This window comes from Enterobacter sp. BIDMC92, assembly GCF_001030225.1.
GTDB lineage: Bacteria > Pseudomonadota > Gammaproteobacteria > Enterobacterales > Enterobacteriaceae > Enterobacter > Enterobacter sichuanensis.
The window spans coordinates 4071394-4097819 of sequence record NZ_KQ087598.1; the positions used below are offsets into that span (position 1 = coordinate 4071394).

30 protein-coding genes and 1 tRNA gene are annotated in these 26426 nt (G+C 55.5%); 18 read left to right on the plus strand and 13 right to left on the minus strand.

The window, feature by feature from the left end:
- Positions 1-23 precede the first annotated feature (23 nt).
- Positions 24-1265: a multifunctional CCA addition/repair protein gene (locus tag SP99_RS18995; RefSeq protein WP_047959482.1), complete on the plus strand. Its 1242-nt coding sequence runs from the start codon at positions 24-26 to the stop codon at positions 1263-1265.
- A gap of 10 nt (positions 1266-1275) precedes the next feature.
- Here SP99_RS18995 and bacA read toward each other — a convergent pair whose 3' ends face one another.
- Complete coding sequence (bacA, locus tag SP99_RS19000; protein WP_045285916.1) at positions 1276-2097, minus strand: undecaprenyl-diphosphate phosphatase; 822 nt, start codon at positions 2095-2097, stop codon at positions 1276-1278.
- Between the two features lie 106 nt (positions 2098-2203).
- The gene (folB, locus tag SP99_RS19005; protein ID WP_025758528.1) at positions 2204-2572 is read right to left on the minus strand and encodes a bifunctional dihydroneopterin aldolase/7,8-dihydroneopterin epimerase; all 369 of its coding nucleotides are present in this window, start codon (positions 2570-2572) and stop codon (positions 2204-2206) included.
- 107 nt (positions 2573-2679) lie between these two features.
- Between folB and plsY the strand changes: the two genes are divergently transcribed.
- The 10 genes from plsY (at position 2680) to ureG (ending at position 10488) form a co-directional block, all read left to right on the plus strand.
- Positions 2680-3294 (plus strand): glycerol-3-phosphate 1-O-acyltransferase PlsY, encoded by a 615-nt coding sequence (gene plsY, locus SP99_RS19010; protein ID WP_045285917.1) that lies wholly within the window; start codon positions 2680-2682, stop codon positions 3292-3294.
- 90 nt (positions 3295-3384) lie between these two features.
- Positions 3385-4851 carry an MFS transporter gene (locus SP99_RS19015; protein ID WP_047959483.1) on the plus strand — a complete coding sequence of 489 codons (1467 nt, stop codon included), beginning with the start codon at positions 3385-3387 and terminating at the stop codon, positions 4849-4851.
- Between the two features lie 151 nt (positions 4852-5002).
- A complete protein-coding gene (locus SP99_RS19020; RefSeq protein WP_047959484.1) occupies positions 5003-5830 on the plus strand; it encodes an urease accessory protein UreD in 828 nt (275 codons plus the stop codon).
- 10 nt (positions 5831-5840) lie between these two features.
- Positions 5841-6143 (plus strand): urease subunit gamma, encoded by a 303-nt coding sequence (locus tag SP99_RS19025; RefSeq protein ID WP_025758533.1) that lies wholly within the window; start codon positions 5841-5843, stop codon positions 6141-6143.
- 10 nt (positions 6144-6153) lie between these two features.
- Complete coding sequence (locus SP99_RS19030) at positions 6154-6468, plus strand: urease subunit beta (protein ID WP_047959485.1); 315 nt, start codon at positions 6154-6156, stop codon at positions 6466-6468.
- A complete protein-coding gene (gene ureC, locus SP99_RS19035; RefSeq protein ID WP_047959486.1) occupies positions 6461-8164 on the plus strand; it encodes an urease subunit alpha in 1704 nt (567 codons plus the stop codon). Before SP99_RS19030 ends, ureC begins: the two co-directional genes overlap by 8 nt.
- Positions 8165-8173: 9 nt before the next feature.
- The gene (ureE, locus tag SP99_RS19040; RefSeq protein WP_025758536.1) at positions 8174-8638 is read left to right on the plus strand and encodes an urease accessory protein UreE; all 465 of its coding nucleotides are present in this window, start codon (positions 8174-8176) and stop codon (positions 8636-8638) included.
- Positions 8639-8647: 9 nt separating this feature from the next.
- On the plus strand, positions 8648-9187 hold the full coding sequence (locus SP99_RS19045) for a HupE/UreJ family protein (protein ID WP_047959487.1): 540 nt from the start codon (positions 8648-8650) through the stop codon (positions 9185-9187).
- On the plus strand, positions 9187-9861 hold the full coding sequence (locus SP99_RS19050) for an urease accessory protein UreF (protein WP_047959488.1): 675 nt from the start codon (positions 9187-9189) through the stop codon (positions 9859-9861). The genes SP99_RS19045 and SP99_RS19050 overlap by 1 nt, the downstream gene beginning before the upstream one ends.
- A gap of 9 nt (positions 9862-9870) precedes the next feature.
- A complete protein-coding gene (ureG, locus tag SP99_RS19055; RefSeq protein ID WP_047959489.1) occupies positions 9871-10488 on the plus strand; it encodes an urease accessory protein UreG in 618 nt (205 codons plus the stop codon).
- Positions 10489-10520: 32 nt separating this feature from the next.
- Here ureG and SP99_RS19060 read toward each other — a convergent pair whose 3' ends face one another.
- Complete coding sequence (locus SP99_RS19060; protein WP_047959490.1) at positions 10521-12545, minus strand: S8 family serine peptidase; 2025 nt, start codon at positions 12543-12545, stop codon at positions 10521-10523.
- Between the two features lie 286 nt (positions 12546-12831).
- On the opposite strand from SP99_RS19060, the gene SP99_RS19065 reads away from it, so the two are divergent.
- Positions 12832-13515 carry a response regulator transcription factor gene (locus tag SP99_RS19065; protein ID WP_047959491.1) on the plus strand — a complete coding sequence of 228 codons (684 nt, stop codon included), beginning with the start codon at positions 12832-12834 and terminating at the stop codon, positions 13513-13515.
- Between the two features lie 18 nt (positions 13516-13533).
- Here the strand turns inward: SP99_RS19065 and tsaD are convergent, their stop codons facing one another.
- Positions 13534-14547 (minus strand): tRNA (adenosine(37)-N6)-threonylcarbamoyltransferase complex transferase subunit TsaD, encoded by a 1014-nt coding sequence (gene tsaD, locus SP99_RS19070; RefSeq protein ID WP_025758545.1) that lies wholly within the window; start codon positions 14545-14547, stop codon positions 13534-13536.
- 236 nt (positions 14548-14783) lie between these two features.
- On the opposite strand from tsaD, the gene rpsU reads away from it, so the two are divergent.
- The 3 genes from rpsU (at position 14784) to rpoD (ending at position 18872) form a co-directional block, all read left to right on the plus strand.
- The gene (gene rpsU / locus SP99_RS19075; protein ID WP_001144069.1) at positions 14784-14999 is read left to right on the plus strand and encodes a 30S ribosomal protein S21; all 216 of its coding nucleotides are present in this window, start codon (positions 14784-14786) and stop codon (positions 14997-14999) included.
- 114 nt (positions 15000-15113) lie between these two features.
- A complete protein-coding gene (gene dnaG, locus SP99_RS19080; protein WP_025758547.1) occupies positions 15114-16859 on the plus strand; it encodes a DNA primase in 1746 nt (581 codons plus the stop codon).
- 165 nt (positions 16860-17024) lie between these two features.
- Positions 17025-18872 carry an RNA polymerase sigma factor RpoD gene (rpoD, locus tag SP99_RS19085; protein ID WP_025758549.1) on the plus strand — a complete coding sequence of 616 codons (1848 nt, stop codon included), beginning with the start codon at positions 17025-17027 and terminating at the stop codon, positions 18870-18872.
- A gap of 90 nt (positions 18873-18962) precedes the next feature.
- On the opposite strand, the gene mug is transcribed toward rpoD, so the two are convergent.
- On the minus strand, positions 18963-19469 hold the full coding sequence (gene mug / locus SP99_RS19090) for a G/U mismatch-specific DNA glycosylase (protein WP_025758550.1): 507 nt from the start codon (positions 19467-19469) through the stop codon (positions 18963-18965).
- A 125-nt stretch (positions 19470-19594) separates the two neighbouring features.
- Between mug and SP99_RS19095 the strand changes: the two genes are divergently transcribed.
- Positions 19595-19670: transfer RNA gene (locus tag SP99_RS19095), tRNA-Ile, on the plus strand.
- A 295-nt stretch (positions 19671-19965) separates the two neighbouring features.
- Here the strand turns inward: SP99_RS19095 and SP99_RS19100 are convergent.
- From SP99_RS19100 to SP99_RS19120, 5 genes are all read right to left on the minus strand, one after another.
- Positions 19966-20454, minus strand: a complete 489-nt coding sequence (locus tag SP99_RS19100; protein WP_047959492.1) for a hypothetical protein — start codon at positions 20452-20454, stop codon at positions 19966-19968.
- Between the two features lie 355 nt (positions 20455-20809).
- Positions 20810-21064, minus strand: coding sequence for a hypothetical protein (locus SP99_RS24775; protein ID WP_053060180.1), 255 nt, complete (start codon positions 21062-21064; stop codon positions 20810-20812).
- A gap of 461 nt (positions 21065-21525) precedes the next feature.
- A complete protein-coding gene (locus SP99_RS19110) occupies positions 21526-21999 on the minus strand; it encodes a hypothetical protein (protein WP_047959494.1) in 474 nt (157 codons plus the stop codon).
- Positions 21977-22369, minus strand: coding sequence for a polymorphic toxin type 44 domain-containing protein (locus SP99_RS19115; protein ID WP_047959495.1), 393 nt, complete (start codon positions 22367-22369; stop codon positions 21977-21979). The genes SP99_RS19110 and SP99_RS19115 overlap by 23 nt, the downstream gene beginning before the upstream one ends.
- A gap of 232 nt (positions 22370-22601) precedes the next feature.
- On the minus strand, positions 22602-22844 hold the full coding sequence (locus SP99_RS19120; RefSeq protein ID WP_047959496.1) for a hypothetical protein: 243 nt from the start codon (positions 22842-22844) through the stop codon (positions 22602-22604).
- 108 nt (positions 22845-22952) lie between these two features.
- Between SP99_RS19120 and SP99_RS19125 the strand changes: the two genes are divergently transcribed.
- Positions 22953-23165, plus strand: coding sequence for a hypothetical protein (locus tag SP99_RS19125; protein WP_047959497.1), 213 nt, complete (start codon positions 22953-22955; stop codon positions 23163-23165).
- 275 nt (positions 23166-23440) lie between these two features.
- Here SP99_RS19125 and SP99_RS19130 read toward each other — a convergent pair whose 3' ends face one another.
- Positions 23441-24124, minus strand: coding sequence for an outer membrane protein (locus SP99_RS19130; protein ID WP_025759600.1), 684 nt, complete (start codon positions 24122-24124; stop codon positions 23441-23443).
- A gap of 132 nt (positions 24125-24256) precedes the next feature.
- Positions 24257-24409, minus strand: a complete 153-nt coding sequence (locus tag SP99_RS25140; RefSeq protein WP_156167809.1) for a hypothetical protein — start codon at positions 24407-24409, stop codon at positions 24257-24259.
- Positions 24410-24486: 77 nt separating this feature from the next.
- Between SP99_RS25140 and SP99_RS19135 the strand changes: the two genes are divergently transcribed.
- Positions 24487-25656, plus strand: a complete 1170-nt coding sequence (locus tag SP99_RS19135; protein WP_047959498.1) for a coiled-coil domain-containing protein — start codon at positions 24487-24489, stop codon at positions 25654-25656.
- On the opposite strand, the gene SP99_RS19140 is transcribed toward SP99_RS19135, so the two are convergent.
- Positions 25657-26421, minus strand: coding sequence for a siderophore-interacting protein (locus SP99_RS19140; RefSeq protein WP_047959499.1), 765 nt, complete (start codon positions 26419-26421; stop codon positions 25657-25659).
- Between the last annotated feature and the right edge of the window lie 5 nt (positions 26422-26426).

Sequence of the window (26426 nt, forward strand, 5' to 3'; positions counted from 1 at the left end):
AAGAGAAAACAGGAGTGTAAGGCGTGAAGAGTTATCTGGTCGGTGGTGCGGTACGAGATGCGTTGTTAGGTCTGCCGGTCAAAGATAAAGACTGGGTGGTGGTAGGCGCCACCCCGGAAGAGATGCTCGACGCGGACTACCAGCAGGTAGGCCGCGATTTTCCCGTGTTTCTGCACCCGCAAAGCCGCGAAGAGTACGCCCTGGCGCGTACCGAGCGGAAATCGGGCTCGGGCTATACCGGCTTCACCTGCTATGCCGCGCCGGACGTGACGCTGGAGCAAGACCTTCAGCGTCGCGATCTCACCATCAACGCGCTGGCGCAGGACGAGAACGGCCAGATCGTTGACGCCTATGGCGGCCAGGACGATCTGCGAAACCGTCTTTTACGTCACGTCTCCCCGGCGTTTTCTGAAGATCCGCTGCGCGTGCTGCGCGTGGCGCGCTTTGCCGCACGGTACGCTCATCTCAGCTTCCGGATTGCCGATGAGACAATGGCGCTGATGACCGCCATGACCGAAGCCGGCGAGCTTGCACACCTGACGCCAGAGCGCGTCTGGAAAGAGACGGAAAATGCCCTCACCACCCGAAACCCGCAGGTCTTTTTCCAGGTTCTGCGCGACTGTGGCGCGCTGAAGGTGCTGTTCCCGGAAATAGATGCGCTGTTTGGCGTCCCCGCGCCAGCGAAATGGCACCCGGAAATTGATACCGGCGTGCATACGCTGATGACGCTCAGCATGGCCGCCATGCTGAGCCCGGACGTGGACGTGCGCTTTTCTACCCTGTGCCACGATCTGGGCAAAGGCTTAACGCCAAAAGAATTCTGGCCTCGCCATCACGGTCATGGCCCGGCGGGGGTGAAGCTGGTCGAAGGGCTGTGCCAGCGTCTGCGTGTCCCGAACGAGATCCGCGATCTGGCGAAACTGGTGGCCGAGTTCCACGACCTGATTCACACCTTCCCGATCCTGAAACCGGCCACCATCGTCAAACTGTTCGATAACATCGACGCCTGGCGTAAACCCCAGCGCGTGGAGCAGATCGCGCTCACCAGCGAGGCTGACGTGCGCGGGCGCACCGGGTTTGAAGCCTGTGACTATCCGCAAGGGCGCTTGCTTCGGGCGGCGTGGAACGTGGCAAAAGCCGTGCCGACGAAAGACGTTGTCGAGGCGGGATTCAAAGGACCGGAGATTCGGGAAGAGCTGACAAAACGGCGAATTCAGGCGGTATCAGACTGGAAGGAAAAACATTGCCCTCAGCCAAAAGACTGAGGGCAGTCGGTCAGAAGAAGACCACGTACACCGCAGCCGCGACGATAAAGCGATAGATCGCGAACGGAATAAACGAGATACGCTTAATCAGCTGCAGGAAGGTTTTGATGGCAATCAGCGCCACGATAAACGCGGTGATGAAGCCGACAGCGAACATCGGAATGTCGCCGGTGGTCAGGAAACCAATGCTTTTATAGAGGTCAAGCGCGGTGGCGCCCATCATCATCGGCACGGCCAGCAGGAACGAAAACTCTGACGCGGCGTAACGGCTCACGCCCATCAGCATCCCGCCGGAAATGGTGGCACCAGAACGCGAGAAGCCCGGCCACAGCGCCAGACACTGGAAGCAGCCAATAATAAACGCCTGACGATACGTCATATCATCCAGACCTTCCGCGCGCGGCGTTTTTGGCTTCAGCACTTCCGCGGCGATCAGCAGGAAGCCCCCTACTACCAGCGCGTACATCACGTTAATCGGGTTGAACAGTGATTTAATGGTGTCGTGGAATACCAGCCCCAGCACTACCGCCGGAAGCATGCCGAGCAGAATATGGATAAGCGTCAGACGGCCGGTACCTTCACCTTCGCGCTGAGGAAGACGACCAAAGTGGATCCCGATCAGGCCAAACAAACGACGCCAGAACATGACCACCACGGCCAGAATAGAACCCAGTTGAATGACCACTTCGAAGGTTTTTGCGGTATCGCCTTCAAAGCCCAGCAGATGGCCAACGATAATCATATGGCCGGTACTGGAAACCGGTAAAAACTCCGTCAATCCTTCGACCACACCCAGTATTGCCGCCACCAGCAGCGAGTGCATATCGCTCATCTATAAACCCCTAAAAAGATATAAAAAAACGGTGTCCCATACGGACAACCGATAAAGATACAGTCCTGAGACCGGTATAACCTAAAATGGTTTAGCTATTATGACGTTAAATCTTCCCTTTCAGATTTGTGCCACGCTCGATGATGACACCCACATTGGCGGCACGCGCCACCGCGCCCGGCTTGCTTAGTTTGATGCGTACCCACGGTGAGTTGAATTTGCTCAGCAGCAGTTCCGCCACCTCTTCCGCCACCCGCTCGACCAGCGCAAAACGTTGCCCTTCAACGTGGGCGATGACCGTTTCACTGATGTCGGCATAGCTCAGACAGTCATTCACGTCATCACTTTTTGCCGACTTGCGGTTATCCCAGCCCATTTCGATATCGAACACCAGCTTCTGCTCGATGGTCTGTTCCCAGTCGTAAACACCAATTGTGGTGATTACCGAAAGTTGCTCTATAAATACAATATCCATCACGACCTGCCTGCTTTTTGGCTAAACCGGATACCACTTCCGGCGAATTATGCGTATTATCCACAGATGCTGAGAATACAGATACATTTTCAAAACGGAACAGCGTTATGAGTGCAATCGCGCCTGGAATGATCCTCCTCGCCTACCTTTGCGGCTCAATCTCCAGCGCCATTCTGGTCTGCCGCATCGCCGGGTTACCTGACCCGCGTGAAAGTGGTTCCGGGAACCCGGGAGCGACCAACGTACTACGAATTGGCGGCAAGGGAGCAGCCGTAGCGGTTTTGATTTTTGATGTTCTGAAAGGGATGCTACCCGTCTGGGGCGCGTATGCGCTGGGCGTCACGCCGTTCTGGCTGGGGCTGATTGCGATTGCCGCCTGCGTTGGCCACATCTGGCCCGTATTCTTCGGCTTTAAAGGCGGTAAAGGCGTGGCGACGGCCTTTGGTGCCATTGCGCCTATCGGTTGGGACCTGACCGGCGTGATGGCTGGCACCTGGCTGTTGACCATTCTTCTCAGCGGCTATTCGTCGCTGGGCGCCATCGTCAGCGCGCTGATCGCCCCGTTCTACGTCTGGTGGTTCAAACCGCAATTTACCTTCCCGGTGTCGATGCTCTCCTGCCTTATCCTGCTGCGCCATCACGATAATATTCAGCGCCTGTGGCGTCGTCAGGAGACCAAAATCTGGACGAAGCTCAAGAGGAAGAAAAAAGACGCTCAATAAGGTTAGTTATGCCTTATAGCCAAATGTGATTTTGGTCACCTTCTGCCTGTGGTAACTGTTAGAGACACAACACAACCACATCAGAAGAAAATGGCAGACATTACAGACACCACTCCTCTTTCAACACCACGCCACGCAGCGGATGGCGATATCCAGTGGGTGCGCAGCGCCGCTGACGTTTCGCGGCTGGTCAATCACGGTTCGCAGGGACGAGCCAATGCACGCATCGTTATCGGCATCGCATTGGGCGGTATTTTTCTCGACGCCTACGACCTTGGTGCGCTGGCGTTCGGTATCAAAGACATCACCCGCGAATTTAACCTCACGCCAGCAGGCACCGGCATGGTGGCCTCGGCCATTACCTTTGGGGCCATTGTCGGGGCGCTGCTTGGCGGTTATCTTACGGACAAAATTGGCCGCTACCGGGTCTTTATGGCCGACATGCTCTTCTTCGTGGTGGCCGCCATTGCCTGCGCGCTGGCACCTAACGAATACGTGCTGGCGGGCGCCCGGTTTGTAATGGGGCTTGGGGTCGGGATCGACCTGCCCGTGGCGATGGCCTTTTTAAGCGAGTTTGCCAGGCTGAAAGGCCCGGGAAACAAAGCCTCCAGCGTCGCGATGTGGTGCCCCACCTGGTATGCCGCCATCAGCGTCTCCTATCTGCTGGTGCTCTTCTTCTACGCCGTGCTGCCGGAAAGCCACAGTGACTGGCTGTGGCGCCTGATCCTCGGTTTTGGCGCGGTGCCGGCGCTGGTGATTATTGCTATTCGTAGCCGCTATATGAGCGAATCGCCGGTCTGGGCGGCGAATCAGGGCAACCTGAAAGAGGCGGCGTCGATTTTACGACAGTCTTATAACATCAATGCCCACGTACCGCAGGACGCGCTCAGCCAGCCAGCACCTGTCGTCAATAAAGCAAAATGGGCAAACTACCTGAACCTGTTTCGCGGCATCTATTTACGCCGTACGACGCTCGCCACGCTGCTGTCTGTGGTCTCCTCCTTCGCCTATAACGCCGTGGCGTTTGGTCTGCCGGTGATCATCTCCAGCTTCTTTGTTCAGTCGATGCTGACGACCATTCTGATTTCCCTGGTGCTTAACCTGCTGTTTGCCTTCGTCGGCGGGCTGCTGGCGGTACGCTACGTGCCGCGCTTCGGTGCCTGGCGGATGTCGCTTGCGGGCTACGCCTGCCAGCTGGTCGCGCTGCTCGGGCTGGCGCTGGTGGGGCGGCCTGAAGGCGCAACGGAAGGTGTGGTCGCCGTCGGCATGCTGGCCCTGTTCCTGTTCGGCCAGGGCTTTGGTCCGGGTGCGCATACCATGACGTTTGCCTCCCTGAGCTACCCGACCTCGCTGCGCGGCGTCGGCGTGGGTCTCAACCAGACGCTGATGCGCAGCAGTTCCACGCTGTCGCTGTTCCTTTTCCCGCTGCTGGTCGCATCCCTTGATACCGCCGTGTTCTGGGTGATTGCGCTGGCGCCGTTTATCGGCCTGGCCTCGCTGCTGGCGATCCGCTGGGAGCCGTCCGGGTATGACGTGGATGCGGAGGATTACCGCTAGTCTCATCGCCTTTCTTGCCGGGTGGCGCTGCGCTTACCCGGCCTGCATTAATCATATGAGCCGGTTTTTATCCATAAGCGACTCATATGACAGCCTTCAATTCTGCCAGGGCATACTGAAACGACCCCGATGATGAGCAGATGGATGCAGCATGTTAGCAGCTCAGGTCACTGATAATACGTATAAAGGCTGGCAGGCGTCGCTTGCCCTGCAGTTTTGTCACACCCCTGAGAAAACCCTCCTGCACTCCGCTCATCACCTCGGGCCGCTAACCGTTCAGCGGCCGTTTTATCCTGAAGGTGAAACCTGCCACCTCTATCTGCTGCACCCACCAGGTGGCGTTGTGGGCGGCGATACGCTGGACATATCTGTCCGGCTGGACGCCAATAGCCACGCGCTCATCACCATGCCCGGCGCCAGTAAGTTCTATCGCAGCAGCGGCCCGCAGGCCTGCCTGAATCAGCACTTTTATCTCGATGATGGCTCCACGCTGGAGTGGCTGCCGCAGGACACCATTATCTTTCCCGGCGCCAATGCCGCGCTGCGTTCCGTCTTCCATCTGAAGGCCTCCAGTACGCTGCTGGCGTGGGAGTTGTACTGCCTGGGGCGTCCGGTGATCGGTGAGACCTTTAGCCACGGCACGCTGGAGAGCCGCCTTGAGGTGTGGGTCGACGACGAACCGCGCCTGATTGAACGTCAGCATCTCAGCAACGGCGATCTCACGCCCGTTGCCGGGCAACCGTGGCTCGGCACGCTGCTGTTCTATCCGGCCAGAGAAGAACATCTCGACGCGGCGCGGGTGCTGCTCGCCCCACTGGATACGTTTGCGGGCGCCACGCTCACGGACGATCTCATGTCGGTGCGTTTTCTCTCCCACGACAACCTGATTTGCCAGCGGGTGATGCGCGACATCTGGCAGTCGCTTCGCCCGCTTCTCACCACCAAACCCGCCTGTTCGCCGCGTATCTGGCAGACATAAGAGAAACGTTATGGAACTGACCCCCAGAGAAAAAGACAAGCTGTTGCTGTTCACCGCCGCGCTGGTTGCCGAACGCCGCCTTGCGCGCGGAGTAAAGCTCAATTACCCGGAATCGGTCGCGCTGATCAGCGCCTTCATTATGGAAGGCGCGCGCGATGGCGAAACCGTCGCCGCACTGATGGAGGCGGGCCGCCACGTTCTGAGACGTGACCAGGTGATGGAGGGCGTACCGGAGATGATCCCGGATATTCAGGTGGAAGCCACCTTCCCGGACGGATCCAAGCTCGTCACCGTCCATAACCCGATCGTCTAAGGAGCGCGTGATGATCCCAGGTGAATACCAGATCAAGCCCGGTACTATCGCCCTCAACGTCGGGCGAGACACCCGGCGTGTCATCGTCGAAAACCACGGCGACAGGCCGATCCAGGTCGGGTCGCACTACCACTTTTACGAGGTCAACCCGGCGCTGAAGTTTGACCGGGAGGCCACCCGCGGCTACCGGCTGAATATCCCGGCGGGTACCGCCGTGCGCTTCGAGCCCGGCCAGAAGCGTGAAGTGACGCTGGTGCAGGTGACGGGCGCGCAGCGCATCGTCGGTTTTCGCGGCGAGGTAATGGGAGAGGTGAAAAATGGCTGAGATTTCGCGCCAGGCTTACGCCGATATGTTCGGCCCTACCACCGGCGATAAAGTTCGGCTGGCCGACAGCGAGTTGTGGATCGAAGTGGAAGACGATCTCACCGTCTACGGCGAAGAGGTCAAGTTCGGCGGCGGGAAGGTGATCCGCGACGGCATGGGCCAGGGGCAGATGACCGCAGACGACTGCGTGGATCTGGTGCTGACCAACGCGCTGATTGTCGATCACTGGGGGATCGTGAAAGCCGACATCGGCGTGAAGAACGGGCGGATCTTTGCCGTCGGCAAAGCCGGCAACCCGGACATTCAGCCCGGCGTAACGATCCCGATTGGCGCCGCGACGGAAGTGATCGCTGCCGAAGGGAAGATCGTCACCGCCGGCGGGATCGACACCCACATCCACTGGATCTGCCCGCAGCAGGCGGAAGAGGCGCTGGTCTCCGGCGTCACCACCATGATCGGCGGCGGCACCGGGCCCGCGGCGGGCACCAACGCCACCACCTGCACGCCCGGCCCTTGGTATATCGCCCGCATGCTGCAGGCTGCGGATACTCTGCCGGTGAACATCGGTCTGCTCGGCAAGGGCAACGGTTCAAACCCCGACGCGCTGCGCGAGCAAATCGCAGCCGGCGCCATTGGGCTTAAGATCCACGAGGACTGGGGCGCGACGCCTGCGGCGATCAACTGCTCGCTTGAGGTGGCTGAAGAGATGGATATTCAGGTGGCGCTGCACAGCGACACGCTGAACGAGTCCGGCTTTGTGGAGGACACGCTGTCCGCCATTGGCGGGCGAACTATCCACACCTTCCACACCGAAGGGGCAGGTGGCGGCCATGCGCCGGATATTATCACCGCCTGCGCGCACCCGAATATTCTGCCCTCCTCCACCAACCCGACGCTGCCCTACACGGTGAATACCATCGACGAGCATCTCGACATGCTGATGGTGTGTCACCACCTCGATCCGGATATCGCCGAAGACGTAGCCTTTGCCGAATCCCGCATTCGCCGGGAGACCATCGCCGCCGAAGACGTGCTGCACGATATCGGCGCGTTTTCTCTCACTTCGTCAGACTCTCAGGCCATGGGCCGCGTGGGAGAAGTGATTATCCGCACCTGGCAGGTGGCGCACCGCATGAAGGTCCAGCGCGGCGCCCTGCCGGAAGAAAGCGGCGATAACGACAACTTCCGCGTGAAGCGCTATATCGCCAAATACACCATTAACCCGGCGCTCACCCACGGCATCGCCCATGAAGTAGGCTCCATCGAGGCGGGCAAGCTGGCGGATTTAGTGGTCTGGTCCCCGGCGTTCTTCGGCGTAAAACCCGCCACCATCGTCAAGGGCGGAATGATCGCCTGCGCGCCGATGGGCGATATCAACGCCTCCATACCCACCCCGCAACCGGTCCACTATCGCCCGATGTTTGGTGCGCTGGGTGCCGCGCGTCACGCCACGCGGCTGACGTTTGTCTCGCAGGCCGCTGACGCGCTGGGCATCCCGCAGCAGCTCAACCTGCAGAGCGCCACCGCGGTGGTGAAAGGGTGCCGGACGGTGAAAAAGGCGGACATGATCCATAACGGCCTGCAACCAACTATCACCGTCGATTCGCAAACCTATGAAGTGCGCGTTGACGGTGAACTGATTACCAGCGAACCGGCTGAGGTTCTGCCGATGGCGCAACGCTATTTCCTGTTTTGAGGAGTGATGATGATCTATTTAACCCAACGCCTGGACCATGCGCACCCGATTACCGCCAGCGTCACGCTGCCGATTGACGTGCGGGTGAAAAGCCGCGCCCGCGTGGCGCTGAACGACGGACGCGAAGCCGGACTGATGCTGCCGCGCGGTTTACTGCTGCGCGGCGGCGACCTGCTCAGCAACGACGACGGCAGCGAGGTGATCGAAGTGATCGCCGCCCCGGAGTCCGTCTCCGTGGTGCGCTGCGCCGATCCGTTCCTGCTCGCCCGCGCCTGCTACCACCTGGGCAACCGCCACGTGCCTTTGCAGGTGATGCCCGGCGAGTTGCGCTACCACCACGATCATGTTCTCGACGACATGCTGCGCCAGTTCGGGCTGGAGGTGACGTACGCCACGCTGCCATTTGAACCGGAAGCGGGCGCGTATGCCAGCGATGCCCACAGTCATAGCCACTCTCACGCCCATTCACACTAAGGATTACTCATGCGCACGTTACTTCCCCTGTTACTGCTGGCCTTTTCGGTTCCCGCGCTCGCCCATCCTGGCCACGGCGCCGACAGCTTTCAGGCTGGTTTCTTCCACCCGCTGACCGGGCTCGATCACTTGCTGATGCTGGCGGGCGCCGGCGTGCTCTCGGCGCTGAGCGGCCGCAAACTGCTGCTGCCGTTTGCCACCCTCGGGATGATGCTTGTCGGCGCCGTGGCGGGTAGCCTGCTCGGCGGCTTTAGCGGCATGGAGATGCTGATTATCGCCTCGCTGGCGGTCTGCGGCGTGATGATGTTTAAAACCGAAAACCGCCTGCTGCTGGCGGTGCCAGCCCTGGCGATGTTCCACGGCTGGGCGCACGGCGTGGAGATGTCCGGCCATAGCTTCTGGCTCTTTACCAGCGGGTTTATGTTCGCCAGCGCTACCGTACTGTGCGCCAGTTTCGCCGCAGGCTTGCTGCTGCGCCGACACGACGGCCTGCGCAAAACCTTCGGCGGCGGGCTGATCGTCTCTGCCCTGCTGGCGCTGATGAGCTGATGGAGCATTCCCGCCAGTGGCTGCGCCTGATGCAGCTCTCCAGCAGCAGCCTGCCGGTCGGGTCATTTACCTGGTCGCAGGGGCTGGAGTGGGCCGTGGAAGCAGGCTGGATCACAGATGCCGACGCCTTTAAACGCTGGCAAACGCTACAGATGGAGCAGAGCTTTTTCTGCGTTGACCTGCCGCTGTTTGTCCGGCTGTACCGGGCCTGTGAACAAGGCGACCTTGCGGCAGCAAAACGCTGGACGGCTTACCTTCTCGCCTGCAGGGAAACCCGTGAACTGCGGGAAGAAGAGCGCAATCGCGGTGCCGCCTTTACGCGTCTCATTAAAAGCTGGGAGCCGGACTGCCCGGCCCGGTGGCAGACGCTGTTTATGCAGAGCCAGCTCTGCGGCATGGCGTGGCTCGGCGTACGCTGGGGCATTGGCGTGCGCGAGCTGGCCCTGAGTCTCGGCTATAGCTGGATTGAGAGCGCGGTAATGGCGGGCGTCAAGCTGGTGCCGTTTGGGCAACAGGCCGCACAGCAGCTGATTATTGCGCTGAGCGACCATTTTGCGGCCGGGCTTGAACAGGCTTTTTTACGTGGCGACGACGAGCTGGGGGCGGCAACGCCGCTTTCCGCCATCGCTTCTGCCCGCCACGAAACACAATATTCACGACTTTTCCGTTCCTGAGGAAGCAACATGGCTGATTACAAACATCCCCTGCGCGTGGGCGTGGGCGGCCCGGTGGGTTCGGGCAAAACCGCGCTGCTGGAAGCACTCTGCAAGGCGATGCGCGACACGTATCACCTGGCGGTGGTGACGAATGATATCTACACCAAAGAGGATCAGCGCATCCTGACCGAAGCGGGCGCCCTTGAGCCGGAGCGCATCGTCGGCGTGGAGACTGGCGGCTGCCCGCACACCGCCATCCGCGAAGATGCCTCAATGAACCTGGCGGCCGTTGAAGCGCTGAGCGAAAAATTCGGCAATCTGGATCTGATCTTCGTTGAAAGCGGCGGCGATAACCTGAGCGCGACCTTCAGCCCTGAGCTGGCTGACCTGACGATCTACGTCATCGACGTGGCCGAAGGTGAGAAGATCCCGCGCAAGGGCGGGCCGGGGATCACCAAATCCGATTTTCTGGTGATCAACAAAACCGATCTCGCGCCGTACGTGGGCGCTTCGCTGGAGGTGATGGAGCGCGACACCAACCGCATGCGCGGCGAGCGTCCGTGGACCTTTACCAACCTGAAAGCGGGTGACGGTCTGGCGACGATCGTTGCGTTTCTGGAAGAGAAAGGGATGTTGCGGATCTAAAAAAGGCCTGGCATAACGCCAGGCCGTGAGGGTTATTTACAGCTGTTATTAGAAGAACCCTGTTCGCGCCATGCGCCCCACTGGCCGCCGGTTCCCGGCGTTTCCTGGCCCGGGTTGACATACCACTGGTTAAACCAGATTTTACCGTCGTACGAGACTTTGGTGCATTTGGTTGGATAGGCAATTTTGGCGTTGTAGGCCGGCGCCGCAGGTTTTACCGGCGTGTCATCTTTCGCCGGCGTATCGTCCTTCGGCGGCACCACGGGCTTACTGACCTTAATGGTCATGCTGTCGGTCGCGGTACGCCCATCCGCGCCGGTGGTGGTCAGGGTGTAGGTCGCCTCTCCCTCGCTGTTGGCAGGAATGACGGCATAGGCATGCGCGCTATCCACACTCTTGACCAGCGTGCCGTTCAGTTTTTCTTCCAGCGAGAAGGTTCCCGCCCCTTTCGTCACGCTCCAGTTAAAGGATACGGCATTCAGGCTCTTGCTGCCGTCCAGTGGATAGGTACTTACGCCAGTCGTCGGGGAGACCATCGTATAATCCGCTCCCGCGGCGGCAGTTGGCGCCGGAGCGGCAGGCGTGCCGCCGTCTTTCAGCGCCATAATACGGGCAACCGCACGCTCCATATCCGGGAAGGTGCCAATCCTGGCCGAATCCCCGTTTGCCAGCGGCGTCCCGGTTTCCTGCAGAATCTGACGCATCTGCTTCGGCGTAACGGTAATCCCGTGCGCTTTTGCAATCCCTGACAGGCTCGCCACCACACCTGCAATGATGGGGTTAGCGGAGGACGTACCGGCAAATGAACGGGTGTAGTTATTGACGCCGTCTCTGTACAAATCGCCACTGCCGGTGGTCACCACGTCCCAGCAGCCCCATGCCGCGCTGGTCACGCGTGAACCATAGCTGCTGAAGTACGCTTTTTTGCCATCACTCGCACACATTGCGCCAACAATAATCGCGCCGGAATCCTTCACTGACAGATCAAATTTGCCGTTGTAAGCCGGATCGTCAAGGCTGAGGCCACCATTACCTGCGGCAGCGATGACATATACCCCTTTATCGGTCAGCGCCTTAGTGATATCAAAGAAGGCTGGCTGCGCCTCCCACGGGTTATAACACTCTTTCGTGCAGCCAGCAGGTTTGGCGCTTTCGGCCTGCATACCCACCTGCACCACGTCACCCGCTTTCAGCAGGGGGATCATGTTATAGAGATTGTTCGTCTGCCAGGCGGCATAACCCACCTTACTGTTCCAGGCAAAGCCGCGAATACCGCTGCCGATATCTTTCCCTGCCATAATCCCCACGGAAGAGGAGTCATGATCGCCACAGCCGGGTTTCCAGGTGCGGTCGCCCTGGCTCAGGGCCATCGCCGGTAAGTTAACGTGGCTGGTGTTCCAGGCGCAGTTTTCGGTGGAGATAATGGTAACGCCAGTCCCATCGCTACCGGCATAACCGCTAACGCCGTCGCGGTTAACCCCACCCATATAATAACCCGGGCGTTTTTCCGCAGAGGATTTTAAATAATCCTGCAGGTTACGGAAATCAGGAACGGCAGTAGCGGTCAGCGTCGCATTTCCGGCGGACTGGCGTAAAAGCGGCGCCGTGGTATTATCATGTTGATATTCATCCAGCGAAACCGGCATGGCTTCCGCATACACTAATTCAACTTTTGGATTTTGTTCCAGCTCGGCAATCGCGTGGTTAATAAAGGCTTTATCCTGACTTTTGTTTTCAGGAATATCTATCCGCATATAGCGATCAAACCCGTAGGTAGCATCCAGTTTAGTTAATTCATCTGACTGGGTGCTACGAAGTTTATTGGAGCGAAACATTTTATTCGCCACTAAAGAGGGATCGCCGAGCGTGAGCTCATCTGGCGCCGTCGTGGTGGCGGTGTTTGTAGCTTTCAGCAGGGGCTTGCCGGGCTTAAGTTTTACGACGATAGCCGTATACGTGACGCCCTCCTGAGCGAACTCTACCTTTGTTGCTGCTTCAGCATACGCAGAACTGGTTACCGCTGCGCAAATTAACAGTGAGAGAATACTTTTTTTCATTTGAGCCATTGTTCCTTTATGACATGTATACGCTTAATTGCTTTATTCAAACTGTATTAATGCGCATCACGGAACAATGAGAACCCTCTATTTAACGCTGAGAACTTTCTTTATAAATCGTCACAAAAAAGAGAGGAAATAAGTCAACCAGTCATGCAAATAAAATTACTTAAAAACAAATAACGACAATAAAAATATCTTCCCGCAAGTTTTACAGATAAAACCATCTCTCAGGTAAAATAATTTCAACCAGGACATATACGCGTATAACGCAAGAGGAACCTCCGTGACCGTCAAATTTACCATTGCTGATGAAAACCCTATTTTTCGGCGGGGACTGTACGCCATTATTGTGGATCAGCTGGCAACTAATCTGAGTCTTCACTCGCTTTCCTTTACTTTGGCGGGGGAAGCGGATGCGACATCAGCCCTGGTGGAGATGCTCGCGCAAGAAACGCCTGACATTTTGCTGCTGGGCTACAACCTGCGCACATCGCAGGGGCCACATCCTGCCTGCGGAATGGATGGTCTAGCGCTGCTGAAGTGGATCACCCGTCAATATCCGCTGCTGAAGGTTATTATGGTTTCCCCCTACAGCAACCCACAGCTGATCCGCGCGGCGCTGAAAGCGGGCGCCCACGGCTACATTACCCGCAATGTCAGTGAAAAGCGGCTCATTCAGGCCCTGGTTACCGTGGCTGGCGGGGAGATGTATATTGAGCGCTCAACAATGAACGCCTTTTTCCAGTCAGGAAAGCAGAGCGCAGACGAGCTGTCGCCGCGTGAGATGGATGTGCTGCGTCTGCTGTGCAGAGGGTTGCCGCTGGTGGCAATCGCGAGGCAGATGCATCTGAGCATCAAAACCGTCAGCGCACATAAACTTCGGGCGATGGAGAAATTACATGTCGCCAGCGACTGCCATCTTTATTGTCTGCTCACCACAACCCGGATGTTTGATATCGCCATCTGACATCCGGGTTTAGCGCCTTCAGGCCTCGGGCAGTTCCGCCAGCGGCCAACGCGGACGTACGGAGACGCTGAGATCGGCGGTCGCTCCCGCGTTCAGACGCACCATCCCGGCGTAGGCGATCATCGCCCCGTTATCGGTACAGAATTCCGGACGCGCATAGAACACTTCCCCGCGACGTTTTTGCATCATCTCGGCCAGCTTCGCGCGCAGCGTGCGGTTGGCGCTGACGCCACCGGCCATCACCAGACGCTTAAAGCCGGTCTGATCCAGCGCGCGCTTGCACTTGATCATCAGCGTATCGACCACCGCATCTTCGAACGCGCGGGCAATATCGGCCCGGGTCTGCTCGCTGTCATCATTATTGCGGATAGTGTTGGCCGCGAAGGTTTTCAGCCCGGAGAAGCTGAAATCCAGCCCTGGCCGGTCGGTCATCGGGCGCGGGAAGACAAAGCGCCCTTCCGTTCCCTGCGACGCCATTCTGGACAGCATCGGGCCGCCCGGGTAATCCAGCCCCAGCAGTTTGGCGGTTTTGTCGAACGCTTCACCGGCGGCGTCGTCGATCGACTCGCCCAGCAGTTCATACTTGCCAATGCCCGTCACGCTGATCAGCTGGGTATGCCCACCTGAGACCAGCAGCGCCACAAACGGAAACTCAGGCGGATTCTCTTCCAGCATCGGTGCCAGAAGATGCCCTTCCATATGGTGAACCGGAATGGCCGGCACATCCCACGCGAACGCCAGCGAACGTCCCACCGTGGCGCCAACCAGCAGCGCGCCAACCAGCCCCGGGCCTGCGGTATAGGCCACGGCATCAATATCGTTTGAACGCAACCCGGCCTCTTTCAACGCCGCCTGAATCAGGGGAACCGTTTTACGCACGTGGTCACGAGAGGCCAGTTCAGGCACGACGCCGCCGTAGTCAGCGTGCAATTTCACCTGACTATACAGTTGGTTGGCCAGAAGCCCTTTTTCGTCGTCGTAAATGGCGATGCCGGTTTCATCGCAGGATGTTTCAATACCCAGTACACGCATGACTTGTTTTACCTCGCTTCAATACCGCGCAGTGTAGGGCGAATGCGGGTTGATGTAAAACTTTGTTCGCCCCAGGACATCCGCTCGTGTATACTCTCCCCCCTTATAAAAGTCCCTTTCAAAATCGCTTCGGTGCTTTACAAAGCAGCAGCATTTGCAGTAAAATTCCGCACCATTTTGAAATAAGCTGGCGCTGATGCCAGCGGCAAACCGAATTTATTAAAGGTGAGAGTTACATGCCGGTAATTAAAGTACGTGAAAACGAGCCGTTCGACGTAGCACTGCGTCGCTTCAAACGTTCATGCGAGAAAGCAGGTGTTCTGGCTGAAGTTCGTCGTCGTGAGTTTTATGAAAAACCAACGACCGAACGTAAGCGCGCTAAAGCTTCCGCTGTGAAACGTCACGCGAAGAAACTGGCTCGCGAAAACGCACGCCGTACTCGTCTGTACTAATTGATTGAGGGCCAACGCCCTCAATTGACAGACAGAGTAATAGTCGTAAGGCCGTGCTTCCGGAAGGAATGCGCGGCTTGTTTTCGTTTATAAGTCGCTTAAATTTTGGGGCATATGGCCGGAAGAATCCCACGCGTTTTCATCAATGACCTGCTCGCCAGAACCGACATCGTCGATCTCATCGACGCGCGGGTAAAGCTGAAAAAGCAGGGCAAGAATTACCATGCGTGCTGTCCGTTCCATAACGAAAAAACCCCCTCCTTCACCGTAAACGGTGAAAAGCAGTTTTACCATTGCTTCGGCTGTGGTGCTCACGGTAATGCCGTTGATTTTTTAATGAACTACGACAAGCTCGAGTTCGTTGAAACCGTCGAAGAGCTGGCGGCGATGCATAACCTTGAAGTGCCGTATGAAGCAGGCAGTGGACCAAGTCAGATCGAGCGCCATCAACGGCAAACGCTGTATCAACTGATGGATGGCCTGAATTCGTTTTACCAACAGTCTCTTAAGCACTCTGCGGCTGAGCCTGCGCGTCAGTATCTGAACAAGCGCGGACTGAGCGATGAGGTCATTGCGCGTTTCGCTATTGGTTACGCCCCGCCCGGCTGGGACAACGTGTTAAAGCGTTTTGGCGGCAATAGCGAAGATCGTAAGTCTCTTATCGATGCAGGCATGCTGGTCACCAACGACCAGGGACGTAGCTACGACCGCTTCCGTGAACGGGTGATGTTCCCGATCCGCGACAAGCGTGGCCGGGTGATTGGTTTTGGTGGTCGCGTGCTGGGTGATGCCCTGCCGAAGTATCTCAACTCCCCGGAAACCGATATTTTCCATAAGGGCCGCCAGCTTTACGGCCTTTATGAGGCGCAACAGAACAATGCGGAACCTCCGCGTCTTCTGGTCGTCGAAGGGTATATGGACGTCGTTGCGCTGGCGCAGTACGACATTAACTACGCGGTTGCGTCGTTAGGAACGTCCACAACGGCGGATCATATCCAGCTGCTGTTCCGCGTGACCAACAACGTGATTTGTTGTTACGACGGTGACCGCGCAGGACGTGACGCCGCCTGGCGCGCACTGGAAACCGCGCTACCTTACATGACCGACGGCCGTCAGTTGCGCTTTATGTTTCTGCCTGACGGTGAAGACCCGGATACGCTGGTGCGTAAAGAGGGCAAAGCGGCGTTTGAAGCGCGGATGGAGCAGGCTCAGCCGCTCTCCACGTTTTTGTTTAACAGCCTGATGCCGCAGGTCGATTTGAGTACCCCTGACGGGCGCGCGCAGCTCAGTACACTGGCGCTGCCGTTAATCAGCCAGGTGCCCGGCGAAACGCTGCGTATCTATCTGCGTCAGGAGTTAGGCAACAAGCTCGGCATTCTGGATGACAGCCAGCTTGAACGATTAATGCCTAAACAGGCTGAAAACGGCACGGTTCGCGCCGCGCCTCAGCTAAAACGCACAACCATGCGTATACTGATAGGGTTGCTGGTTCAAAACCCCGAGCTTGCGCCGCAGGTGCCGTCGCTGGCGGGTTTGGACCACGAAAAATTGCCCGGACTTGGCTTATTTTCAGAACTGGTCAACACTTGTTTGTCTCAGCCAGGTCTGACCACCGGACAACTTTTAGAGCATTATCGCGGCACAAAAGAGGCCGCTACCCTTGAAAAATTGTCGATGTGGGACGATATAGCTGATAAGGACATTGCAGAAAAAACGTTCACCGACTCACTCAACCATATGTTTGATTCGATGCTTGAGCTGCGCCAGGAAGAGTTGATTGCTCGCGAGCGCACACACGGTTTGAGCAGCGAAGAGCGCCGGGAGCTCTGGATGATTAACCAGGAACTGGCGAAGAAATAAGTCAAAGACAAAAGTATTTAACGGCTTAAGTGCCGAATATCGATCGGGAAGCCCCCGGCAGCCGCACTGAGAGGCAGCGGCAAAAATATAAGTACGCCCTCGCTTTAAAGGTTGGCAGCCCCATCGCCGACACCAATCAAACGAATTAAGTGTGGATACCGTCTTATGGAGCAAAACCCGCAGTCACAGCTGAAACTTCTTGTCCAACGTGGTAAGGAGCAAGGCTATCTGACCTATGCCGAGGTCAATGACCATCTGCCGGAAGATATCGTCGATTCAGATCAAATCGAAGATATCATCCAAATGATCAATGACATGGGCATTCAGGTGATGGAAGAAGCACCGGATGCCGATGATCTGTTGCTGGCTGAAACCTCCAACAACACTGACGAAGATGCGGAAGAAGCTGCTGCACAGGTACTGTCCAGCGTGGAATCTGAAATCGGGCGTACTACTGACCCGGTCCGCATGTACATGCGCGAAATGGGTACCGTTGAACTGTTGACCCGCGAAGGCGAAATTGACATCGCAAAACGCATCGAAGACGGGATCAACCAGGTTCAGTGCTCTGTAGCTGAGTACCCGGAAGCGATCACCTATCTGCTGGAGCAGTACGATCGCGTTGAAGCGGAAGAAGCGCGCCTGTCTGACCTGATCACCGGTTTTGTCGACCCGAACGCTGAAGAAGATATGGCACCAACCGCTACTCACGTCGGTTCTGAACTGTCTCAGGAAGAGATGGATGATGACGAAGACGAAGATGAGGAAGAGAGCGACGACGACACCGCGGATGATGACAACAGCATCGACCCGGAACTGGCACGTGAGAAATTTGCCGAGCTGCGTACTCAATACGAAGTGACGCGTGACACCATCAAAGCGAAAGGCCGCAGCCATGCCGCCGCTCAGGAAGAGATCCTGAAACTGTCTGAAGTGTTCAAACAGTTCCGCCTGGTGCCAAAACAGTTCGACTACCTGGTGAACAGCATGCGCGTGATGATGGATCGCGTACGTACCCAGGAACGCATCATCATGAAGCTGTGCGTTGAGCAGTGCAAAATGCCGAAGAAGAACTTCATCACCCTCTTCACCGGCAACGAAACCAGCGAAACCTGGTTCAACGCAGCTATCGCGATGAACAAGCCGTGGTCTGAAAAACTGCACGACGTGAAAGAAGACGTGTATCGCGGCCTGCAGAAACTGCAGCAGATTGAAGAAGAGACTGGCCTGACCATCGAGCAGGTTAAAGACATCAACCGTCGTATGTCCATCGGTGAAGCGAAAGCCCGCCGCGCGAAGAAAGAGATGGTTGAAGCGAACTTACGTCTGGTTATCTCTATCGCCAAGAAATACACCAACCGTGGTCTGCAGTTCCTGGATCTGATTCAGGAAGGCAACATCGGTCTGATGAAAGCGGTAGATAAGTTTGAATACCGTCGTGGTTACAAGTTCTCCACCTACGCAACCTGGTGGATCCGTCAGGCTATCACCCGCTCTATCGCGGATCAGGCGCGCACCATCCGTATTCCGGTGCATATGATTGAGACCATCAACAAGCTCAACCGTATTTCCCGCCAGATGCTGCAGGAGATGGGTCGTGAGCCGACGCCTGAAGAGCTGGCCGAGCGCATGCTGATGCCGGAAGACAAGATCCGTAAAGTGCTGAAGATCGCCAAAGAGCCAATCTCCATGGAAACACCTATCGGTGACGATGAAGATTCGCATCTGGGGGATTTCATCGAGGATACCACCCTCGAGCTGCCGCTGGACTCTGCCACCACCGAGAGCCTGCGTGCTGCCACGCACGACGTTCTGGCCGGCCTGACCGCCCGTGAAGCCAAAGTGCTGCGTATGCGTTTCGGTATCGATATGAACACCGACCACACGCTGGAAGAAGTGGGTAAACAATTCGACGTAACCCGCGAACGTATCCGTCAGATCGAAGCGAAGGCGCTGCGTAAGCTGCGTCACCCAAGCCGCTCTGAAGTGCTGCGTAGCTTCCTGGACGACTAACCCAGGTAAACAGCAAAAAGCTCCCAATCGGGAGCTTTTTTTTTGTTTATTCCCTCTCCATGTGGGGTAAGGGCATCAGGCCGCAGAGGATTAAAGCCCCCGCACCATCAGCGCCTCATCCAGCTCCCGATAGGCCTCTACCAGCTTGTCCAGCGTTGCCCTGTTGAGCCCGCTCGGATTCGGCAGCACCCACACCTGCGTCACACCGATGGTGATAGCCTGCTTGCCCCACTGCGCCCCACGCTGACTGAATGCCTGCTCGTAGGCCTGTTTACCGAGGATCGCCAGCGCGGCGGGCTGATAATCTTCAATCTTCTTGATCAGCTCCCGGCCGCCACTGCGCAACTCATGCAGGTTGACTTCGCTCGCCTGTACCGTAGGCCGCTCAACCAGCATGGTAATGCCGCAGCGCGTATCCAGCAGGTGCTGTTCCTCTTCGGGCTTTAGTAACCTGTCGGTAAACCCGGCCTGATAGATCACCTTCCAGAAGCGATTTCCCGGATGGGCAAAGTGAAAACCGGTGTGCGCCGAGGACTTGCCCGGGTTAATGCCGCAGAACACCACCCGCAGGCCAGGGGCCAGAATATCGTTGATCATCATTACTCCCGCTCAATACATCGTCAGGGAAGTATAAAGGATTGATTATGCGTTGTTTATAAAAACAGCAGGCAGGTGTGAATGGCTGGATTGCTGAGGGGAGTTACTTTATAATTCACCGCCACGGCCCCTTAGCTCAGTGGTTAGAGCAGGCGACTCATAATCGCTTGGTCGCTGGTTCAAGTCCAGCAGGGGCCACCAAATTTTATTTTTAGAATCATATAATTAAGTCACTCACATGAGTGGCTTTTTTGTTAAGGGAATTGCGGGTGCCCCTTTTTGTCCCCTCACTATTTTTTGCAGGCATCCGCCAGGCCGCATTCTGCATAGTAGTGCATGATTTTTTTATTATCCGCCTCTGATTTTTGCCGCTCCGTATGAAAGCAAGTAGCCGACTATCAATGCACCAACACACCCGGCAATCTTCATCCATGTGCTTTCAAACCAGAAGAATGACCCCATAGCAAAAATCACAGCCAGAAAGGTGATGGTTCCCTCAATTGCGTGGGACATTAACGATTATACAAATTTCATTCTGTATTCCTTTGCAATCAATAGGGTGTCCTTCAATGAACACCAGGTAAGGCTCTAACTGCTGTTCAACGAGAAAATAGACCATATCCAGATTCTCTTTTGACACCCTGGCGTATGTAGAGGGATATTTAGCTTTCATCCGTCTTGACGCTCTGGCTGACTCTTCGATGATTCCCTGAAACATCACGACGTTTAACGCTGCTGAAGCGCTGAACCGAATAAAATGCTTGTACGCCTGGTCAATCGCCAGACGGTTCAACATCAGACTTGCGGTTGACTGTGCCAGAGCTATTTGCCCTGCTGTTCGCCCACCAACGCTCCCGGCTCCGTAACCCAATTTATTGTTTACGGCCTCTTTACCATCATCATTGAGTTTCTGATAGAACGACGTGAAAACGATAGTTATTAGTCTGCGTAATGGTGACTCAGCATTACCCAGGCTCTTGAGCATATAGAAAAAACGCTCCGTCTAAGCCTGGTTTCTTTGTTTAGCGCTATCCCCGGCAAGCCCGCTTCCCTCCCAGCTTCTTACAACACCCATGTAAGCTGTGTTTGGTATGGAGGAGATCCCATCGAGAATCCCTAATGCAACCTGTTTAATATCTATATCTCATCCGTATTGTTCTGAACCCGAACAAAGAATAACCAAAGCTCACGGGCGCTTCCAGACGTAATTTTTCAGTTTTCCAGTAATCCTTAATTTCCCCCTGTACCGCGCCAGCTCTGCCCTGTCGCCCGGTTGCGCCGTTAAGACAAGAAACCAAAACGATCCTTCAAATCTCACATAAAATTAATTTTTCTCTTATTTATCTGTTGGTTATGATTTTCCTTAGATCCTCCACAGATCCATAAAAGTGAAAAACACTGAAATTCTCTTCAAACTTTTCAGTTCCGGTTTTCCGCAAAGCCGCCAGCACTGGCGCGGTGTGGCGGCCTGGTTTGTAGGAAAATAAAACTGAAAAATTTTTACGATCCAAAAACCGCAGGCGGGTGCGGTGTAGTGCGATTTTTGTCTGCGAAAGATTTTTTTGCCATGCTGTGACGCGCCAGCGACCTGCCATGCGCACGATCTGTTTTGAGGGTGCGCTCACTACCTAAAATGGCTGAACGCGCCAGAGCGCCGCTGACAGCGCCTGCTACGGTAGAGTACGGTTATTTTGCAGGGGGTGCCGGCGCGGGTTGTCGCTCCGCATGGAATACCGCGTAAATGCTCTGGCCACGGCTCCCATTCGTAACGACCGGGCGCTGGCTGCGGCCTGAATCTGGGCGGCATTGAAAAGTAAGCCTCGCGTGAAGCATCATGCTGCGCCTTTTTCTCCAACTGCGAAAAATGAAAGGCTCTGGCCTCCCTACGCAGCTCCTGAAGTTGATGTTTTAGCGCCTTATCCATTCCCTCTCCTGTATAAACCTGAATGCCTCACGGGTTAGCTTCCGGCAAGGTGCCCCCAAAAACCTTAGCATTTCTTATCAGCTCGTGGGGAAAGGCATATCCGCGTATCCTCTGTTTTTAAATAAATATTTATTATCGACTAAATTTCCCCTTGTCCCAGCCCTCGCCACGGGCCGTTAAGTCGATTGAAGGCGCGGCAGCTATTCCGTCAGCATCATAAAAAAATGCGGACGTTGTAAAGCTGTACACGGTGCCATAAACAGTAAATGAGATATTGTTGCCTATGCCGTCAACTTTCGCGCGGGCGGTGTTCGCTGTAAGCGTGGGCGCGATATGTTGTTTTTCGAGAGCCACCAGCGGATCGCCGTCAATCTTGCTCGCTAAAAAATAACGATACACTTGCCCCGTGGTCATGTTCGAGCCGTCATACTCAGTAATGTATAACCAAGTCCGGGGCGTGAGCTGGCGAACTTCATAAAGCCGATCACTAACAGTTAAACGCTGTATATGCTGGAAATAACAGTACCCAGCGATCACGATGGCCATCGTAATTGTAGCCACCCAATGCAACGCCTTAAACGCCCTAATAGTGGTGTTGCTTAACATAATCTATACCCTGTTTTATCCAAAACTGATCTCGCGGGTCGTCACCAAATGGCGCGTCGGAGTAAAAATGCCCCCAGACGGGTAGCGATGTTTTTGCCACTTCCTGAGCTGCGCCGGCGGCAATATGTAAAATTTCTGCGGGTATGCCAGCTGCATAGCCTACGGCCCCATAATGGAAGTTGCCGTAGTCGCCCCATAATTTATTTTTTTGTTTGTAATCCCACTGCCCGCGATTTCTAACACGCTGATAAAACCATATATAGGTAAGCGGGGCGGCCATGTACTGCACTTCATGCCTCGCCCTGGCGAGCCTGATATGATCTCGCAAAATCTCCAGCCCACGGGGCGGATAGAGCGGTATACATGCCATTGTTAAATCCCTTCAGCCAGGCAAAAAGGGCAACATAAGAGCAATAACGGTTACGCGTACTGCTTGAGATCAATTTATTAATTTTATTTGCAACATCAATAAGTAACGCTATTAAATAACACGAGCATATAACACAATTTGTATCACCTGCGATCCGTTTTTAGTCGTTAATGAGAGTTTACCCTCAATGGAAATGGAGTTTTAAAAATGGCTATTCCTGCTTATCTATGGCTTAGGGACGATGGCGGAAAATTTTTTTCGTTACAAAAATGGCGAGTACACCCAGCAGAATGGAAGCTAAGCCAAGGAAAATCAATAAAGAAAGGATATGACTGAACAAGCCACCAAAGCTTGTAAAATCACTTAATCGAGCAAACTGCTCTGGAGTAAGTACACGAACGACGACCTCCGGAATAGTGAGAAAGAAAATAATCACCACCAGAACATAAATTGCCACTCTACCGCTTTTTTTCATTTTCTTCCTTGCCCTTATGACGATGATGATCAATTATTAGCAGGGTAATTTTACAACAAGGCGAATTATAATGGCAGACAGCTATGCAAAAATGAAGGTGAAATCAGAATGGAATTTTACCCTGCCGATTACTGCCGCAATGTCTGTCGCGAGGCAATAAATGAAGACCACCGTCCGACATTAGCACTTGTCGAATTCTATAACCGAAACGATGTTGCTCTTGATATACCACAAATGACAAAAATAATTTATCAAATTGAATCAGGTGGCAACAATGAGGAAATAATCGGTGATGCTTTATATGAGTTATTAAAAAGATGAAGCGAGCAATATTATGGTTTCTGCAGTCATATATTTATTATATCCCTATAGCGCTCATCGTTGCTGGCGCTTATCTGTTTGCGCGTTTTATCCCTGACTATTTTGGTCTTCTTACCCTGGCATGGATCATCATCGTTACCTATTTTTATGTAAAACATAATCGATGGTTTTGATGGGAATCAGGAAACCTACATGCCACATGCACGCAAGAAAAAAGCCAACCCCGCACTTCCACGGTGTTGGCCCTGTTTTAAAGCAGTGACATTCACAACAGGTTAAAACACGTAACGCATGCCCAGCGTAAATTCGTTAGAGACGATATGCGCCTTCATCTGCTCATCCTTTAAGCCACGCATGTTCGCATAGTTGTTATATCCACTTTCGATCTTACCCATATCGATATAGCGATAGCCCAGATCGACATACAGACGCTCAACCGGCGTGTAGCTTACGCCTGCGCCTAATGCGTAAGTCAGGTTGTTTTGCGTCGTCGAGCCGTATTCGCGGCCAGGATTGCCCTGCCAGCCGCCGGCTTTAATCCTGCTCACACCAAGTCCTGCGGTACCGTAAAGAGAGACGCCGTAGCCCAGTTCATAATCACGATAGACGTTCAGCATCAGACGTTCTGTTTCCGTCTTAAGATGATCAAAACCGTTAGGGAAGGCGCTGGAACCGTTGGTGTATTCGGTTTTCTGCTTAAAGGTGTATTCACCTTCAGTGCGCCAGCCGTTACCAAACTGATAACCCGCAGCAATCGCCGCACCGCCTAAGTGTTCTTTTTGTTTACCGCCCACAAACTGCCCGACACCCGGACGGGAGCTGGTATCCATCTCTTTGGCCCGCTGTTCAATCTGCAGATATTTTGCCGAACCGTAATACCCTTCTTCCGTATTTGCCGCCAGAACGGTAGCCGGGATCATCACGACAGGCAGGGCGACTACAATAGCTTTCATCTTCATCTACACTCCTTTGGAAAAACATTCCGCACGGCGAACCATCGTCTGCCGGTGTCAGGAAAGTCAGTGAGACGAAGCATAAGCACTCCCGAAAGGGCAAACTATTCGGGTGAATACGCGTTTTACCTGGTAATTTTACGTAGGGACTGGTCTTGTTTTTAAAACGATTGTTATTTCTTTCAATGGAATAGCGCTTATCATCAAAATCAACTTGCTCATTTCATCTGTTACGCGCCCATCTTCACATTCTGCAATTCTAAAGAAATCCCCCATCGCGCCGATCATCATCCGTGTGTATTATTTCCTGTAGCTTTTACAACAACTACCCTTAACTCAAATACTTAAGCGCCAAAGCGAAAGGCATCATGAGCACACCGATCAAACGGCTAGAAATCATTAAAAATGCCATTGAACTGGAAGATGACGACATCATCCAGAGCCAGCTGACACGCCTGAAAAATGAAGCGTTTGACGATGCGCTACAGGCAATCGTCGTGGCGCTTGAGGAGAAGAACTACACCGCGGCGATGGCAGCAATCGTCGCCTGGCTGCAGGGCCAGCGCGCCGTGACCCCATGGCGCGACCCGCAGGTGGCGGCCAGCAAGCTGGAACTGAAGGCGCTGGAAGAGCGTCTTCGCGATCTGATTGACCGCCGCAACGCGCGGGTGCAGCAGTTGGATGAGTTTAACGATCTCTATTTCTCCCGCCTGGGTCCCCTGATGCAGCAGATCCTCGCCCTGCGTAAAACCCTGGCGGAGTTAAACCTGCGTCGTCAGCAGGCGGAGGCGCGTCGTCGCGAGGAAGATTACCGTCGCTGCCAGCACTATATGGCGCAGGCGGTAGAGGTGCTGGCGACGCTCACCCAGCGCTGGCGCGATCTCCCGGCAGATTCCGTACAGGCCGCCGAGGCACGTAAGCATCTGGAGCAGCAAAGTAATCTGATTGCCAACCTGCTGGCCGAGGCGCTCGAGCTGGAGAGCGGCTTAACCCGCGAAGAAGAGCCTGCGCGGCAGGCCCGCGACGAGGCCAACGAAAAGTATGAGAAGTATCGCGAGCAGCATCACGATGCCGAAGTGCGTCTGCGCAAGGGGAAAGATCTTTCGGACGAAGATCGGAACGAACTGAAGCGACTCTGGCGGCAGGCGAGCAAACTTTGCCATCCGGACCTGGTGGCGGACGACCTGAAAGAAGAAGCCAACGCAATGATGGTGCAGCTTAACCAGGCCAAACAGCGTGGAGATGTGAAAGCCATCCGCTCACTGGTGGCCCGTCTGCAGCAGGGCTTCGAGCCGCTGATGGCCAGCGACAGGCTGAACGATCTGGAGCGTATCCGCAAAAAAATGGCGCAGGTGCGCGAGCAGATCGACATTTTAGTGAACGAGCTGGCGGAGCTGGAGAAAGAGGAGTCCTGGCTGCTGGTCTCGTCGCTGAGCAATATGGAAGCGTACTTTGTGCAGCAGGAGAAGGCGCTACACGAGGTCCGCGCCTCGCTCGAACATCAGGTGAACGAAGCGCAGCTGGAATCCGCCGCCTGACTATTTGTCGTGCCAGTATGCGCTGGCACGCACCAGCTGTGGGTCAATCGCGTCGGTTTCAAACTGACGGCTCAGCGTTTTCACCACCTTCCCTTCCCCGGTGAGCCAGATGAAGTAGTCCTCCGCCGGGACGCTCAGCGCCGCCAGATGATCTGCGACCGCCTGCTCGCTGTGCCCCACCACCCAGGTGATATCGAACCCACTCAGGTGCGCCAGATACGCCTTATAAGACTCGTCTCCAACCGTCACTACCGCATGAACCCCCGGGCGAACCGGCAGTTTAGCAAGGCTCTCCAGGCGACGACGCAGCGCAGGCATGCCGGATTCATCGCACACGTACAGCTGCCAGGCGTAATCTTCCGGCACCACCAGCGAACCGCGCGGGCCGCCGATGGTCAGTCTGTCGCCCGCTTTCGCCTCAAGGGCCCAGCGGCTGGCAATACCGCCGTCATGAATGAAGAAATCAAGCATCAGCTCATGACGGGCTTCATCGTACAGCGGCGTATAGTCGCGCGCCTGCGGACGCACGCCTTCACCCCAGTCGATGCCTTCATCGGTCACCACCGGCGGTACAAACGTTGTCCCGGGGGCCGGGAAAAAGACTTTGGTGTGGTCGTCGAAACCGCGGGAGCTGAAGCCTTCCAGCGCCTCGCCGCCCAAAACAATACGCTGGAAGCCCGCACTGACGCGCTCAACGCGAAGCACCGTCAACTCGCGAAAACGCAGCTCATTACGAACACGCTGTGGGTAACGGGTAGATGCCATTTTTA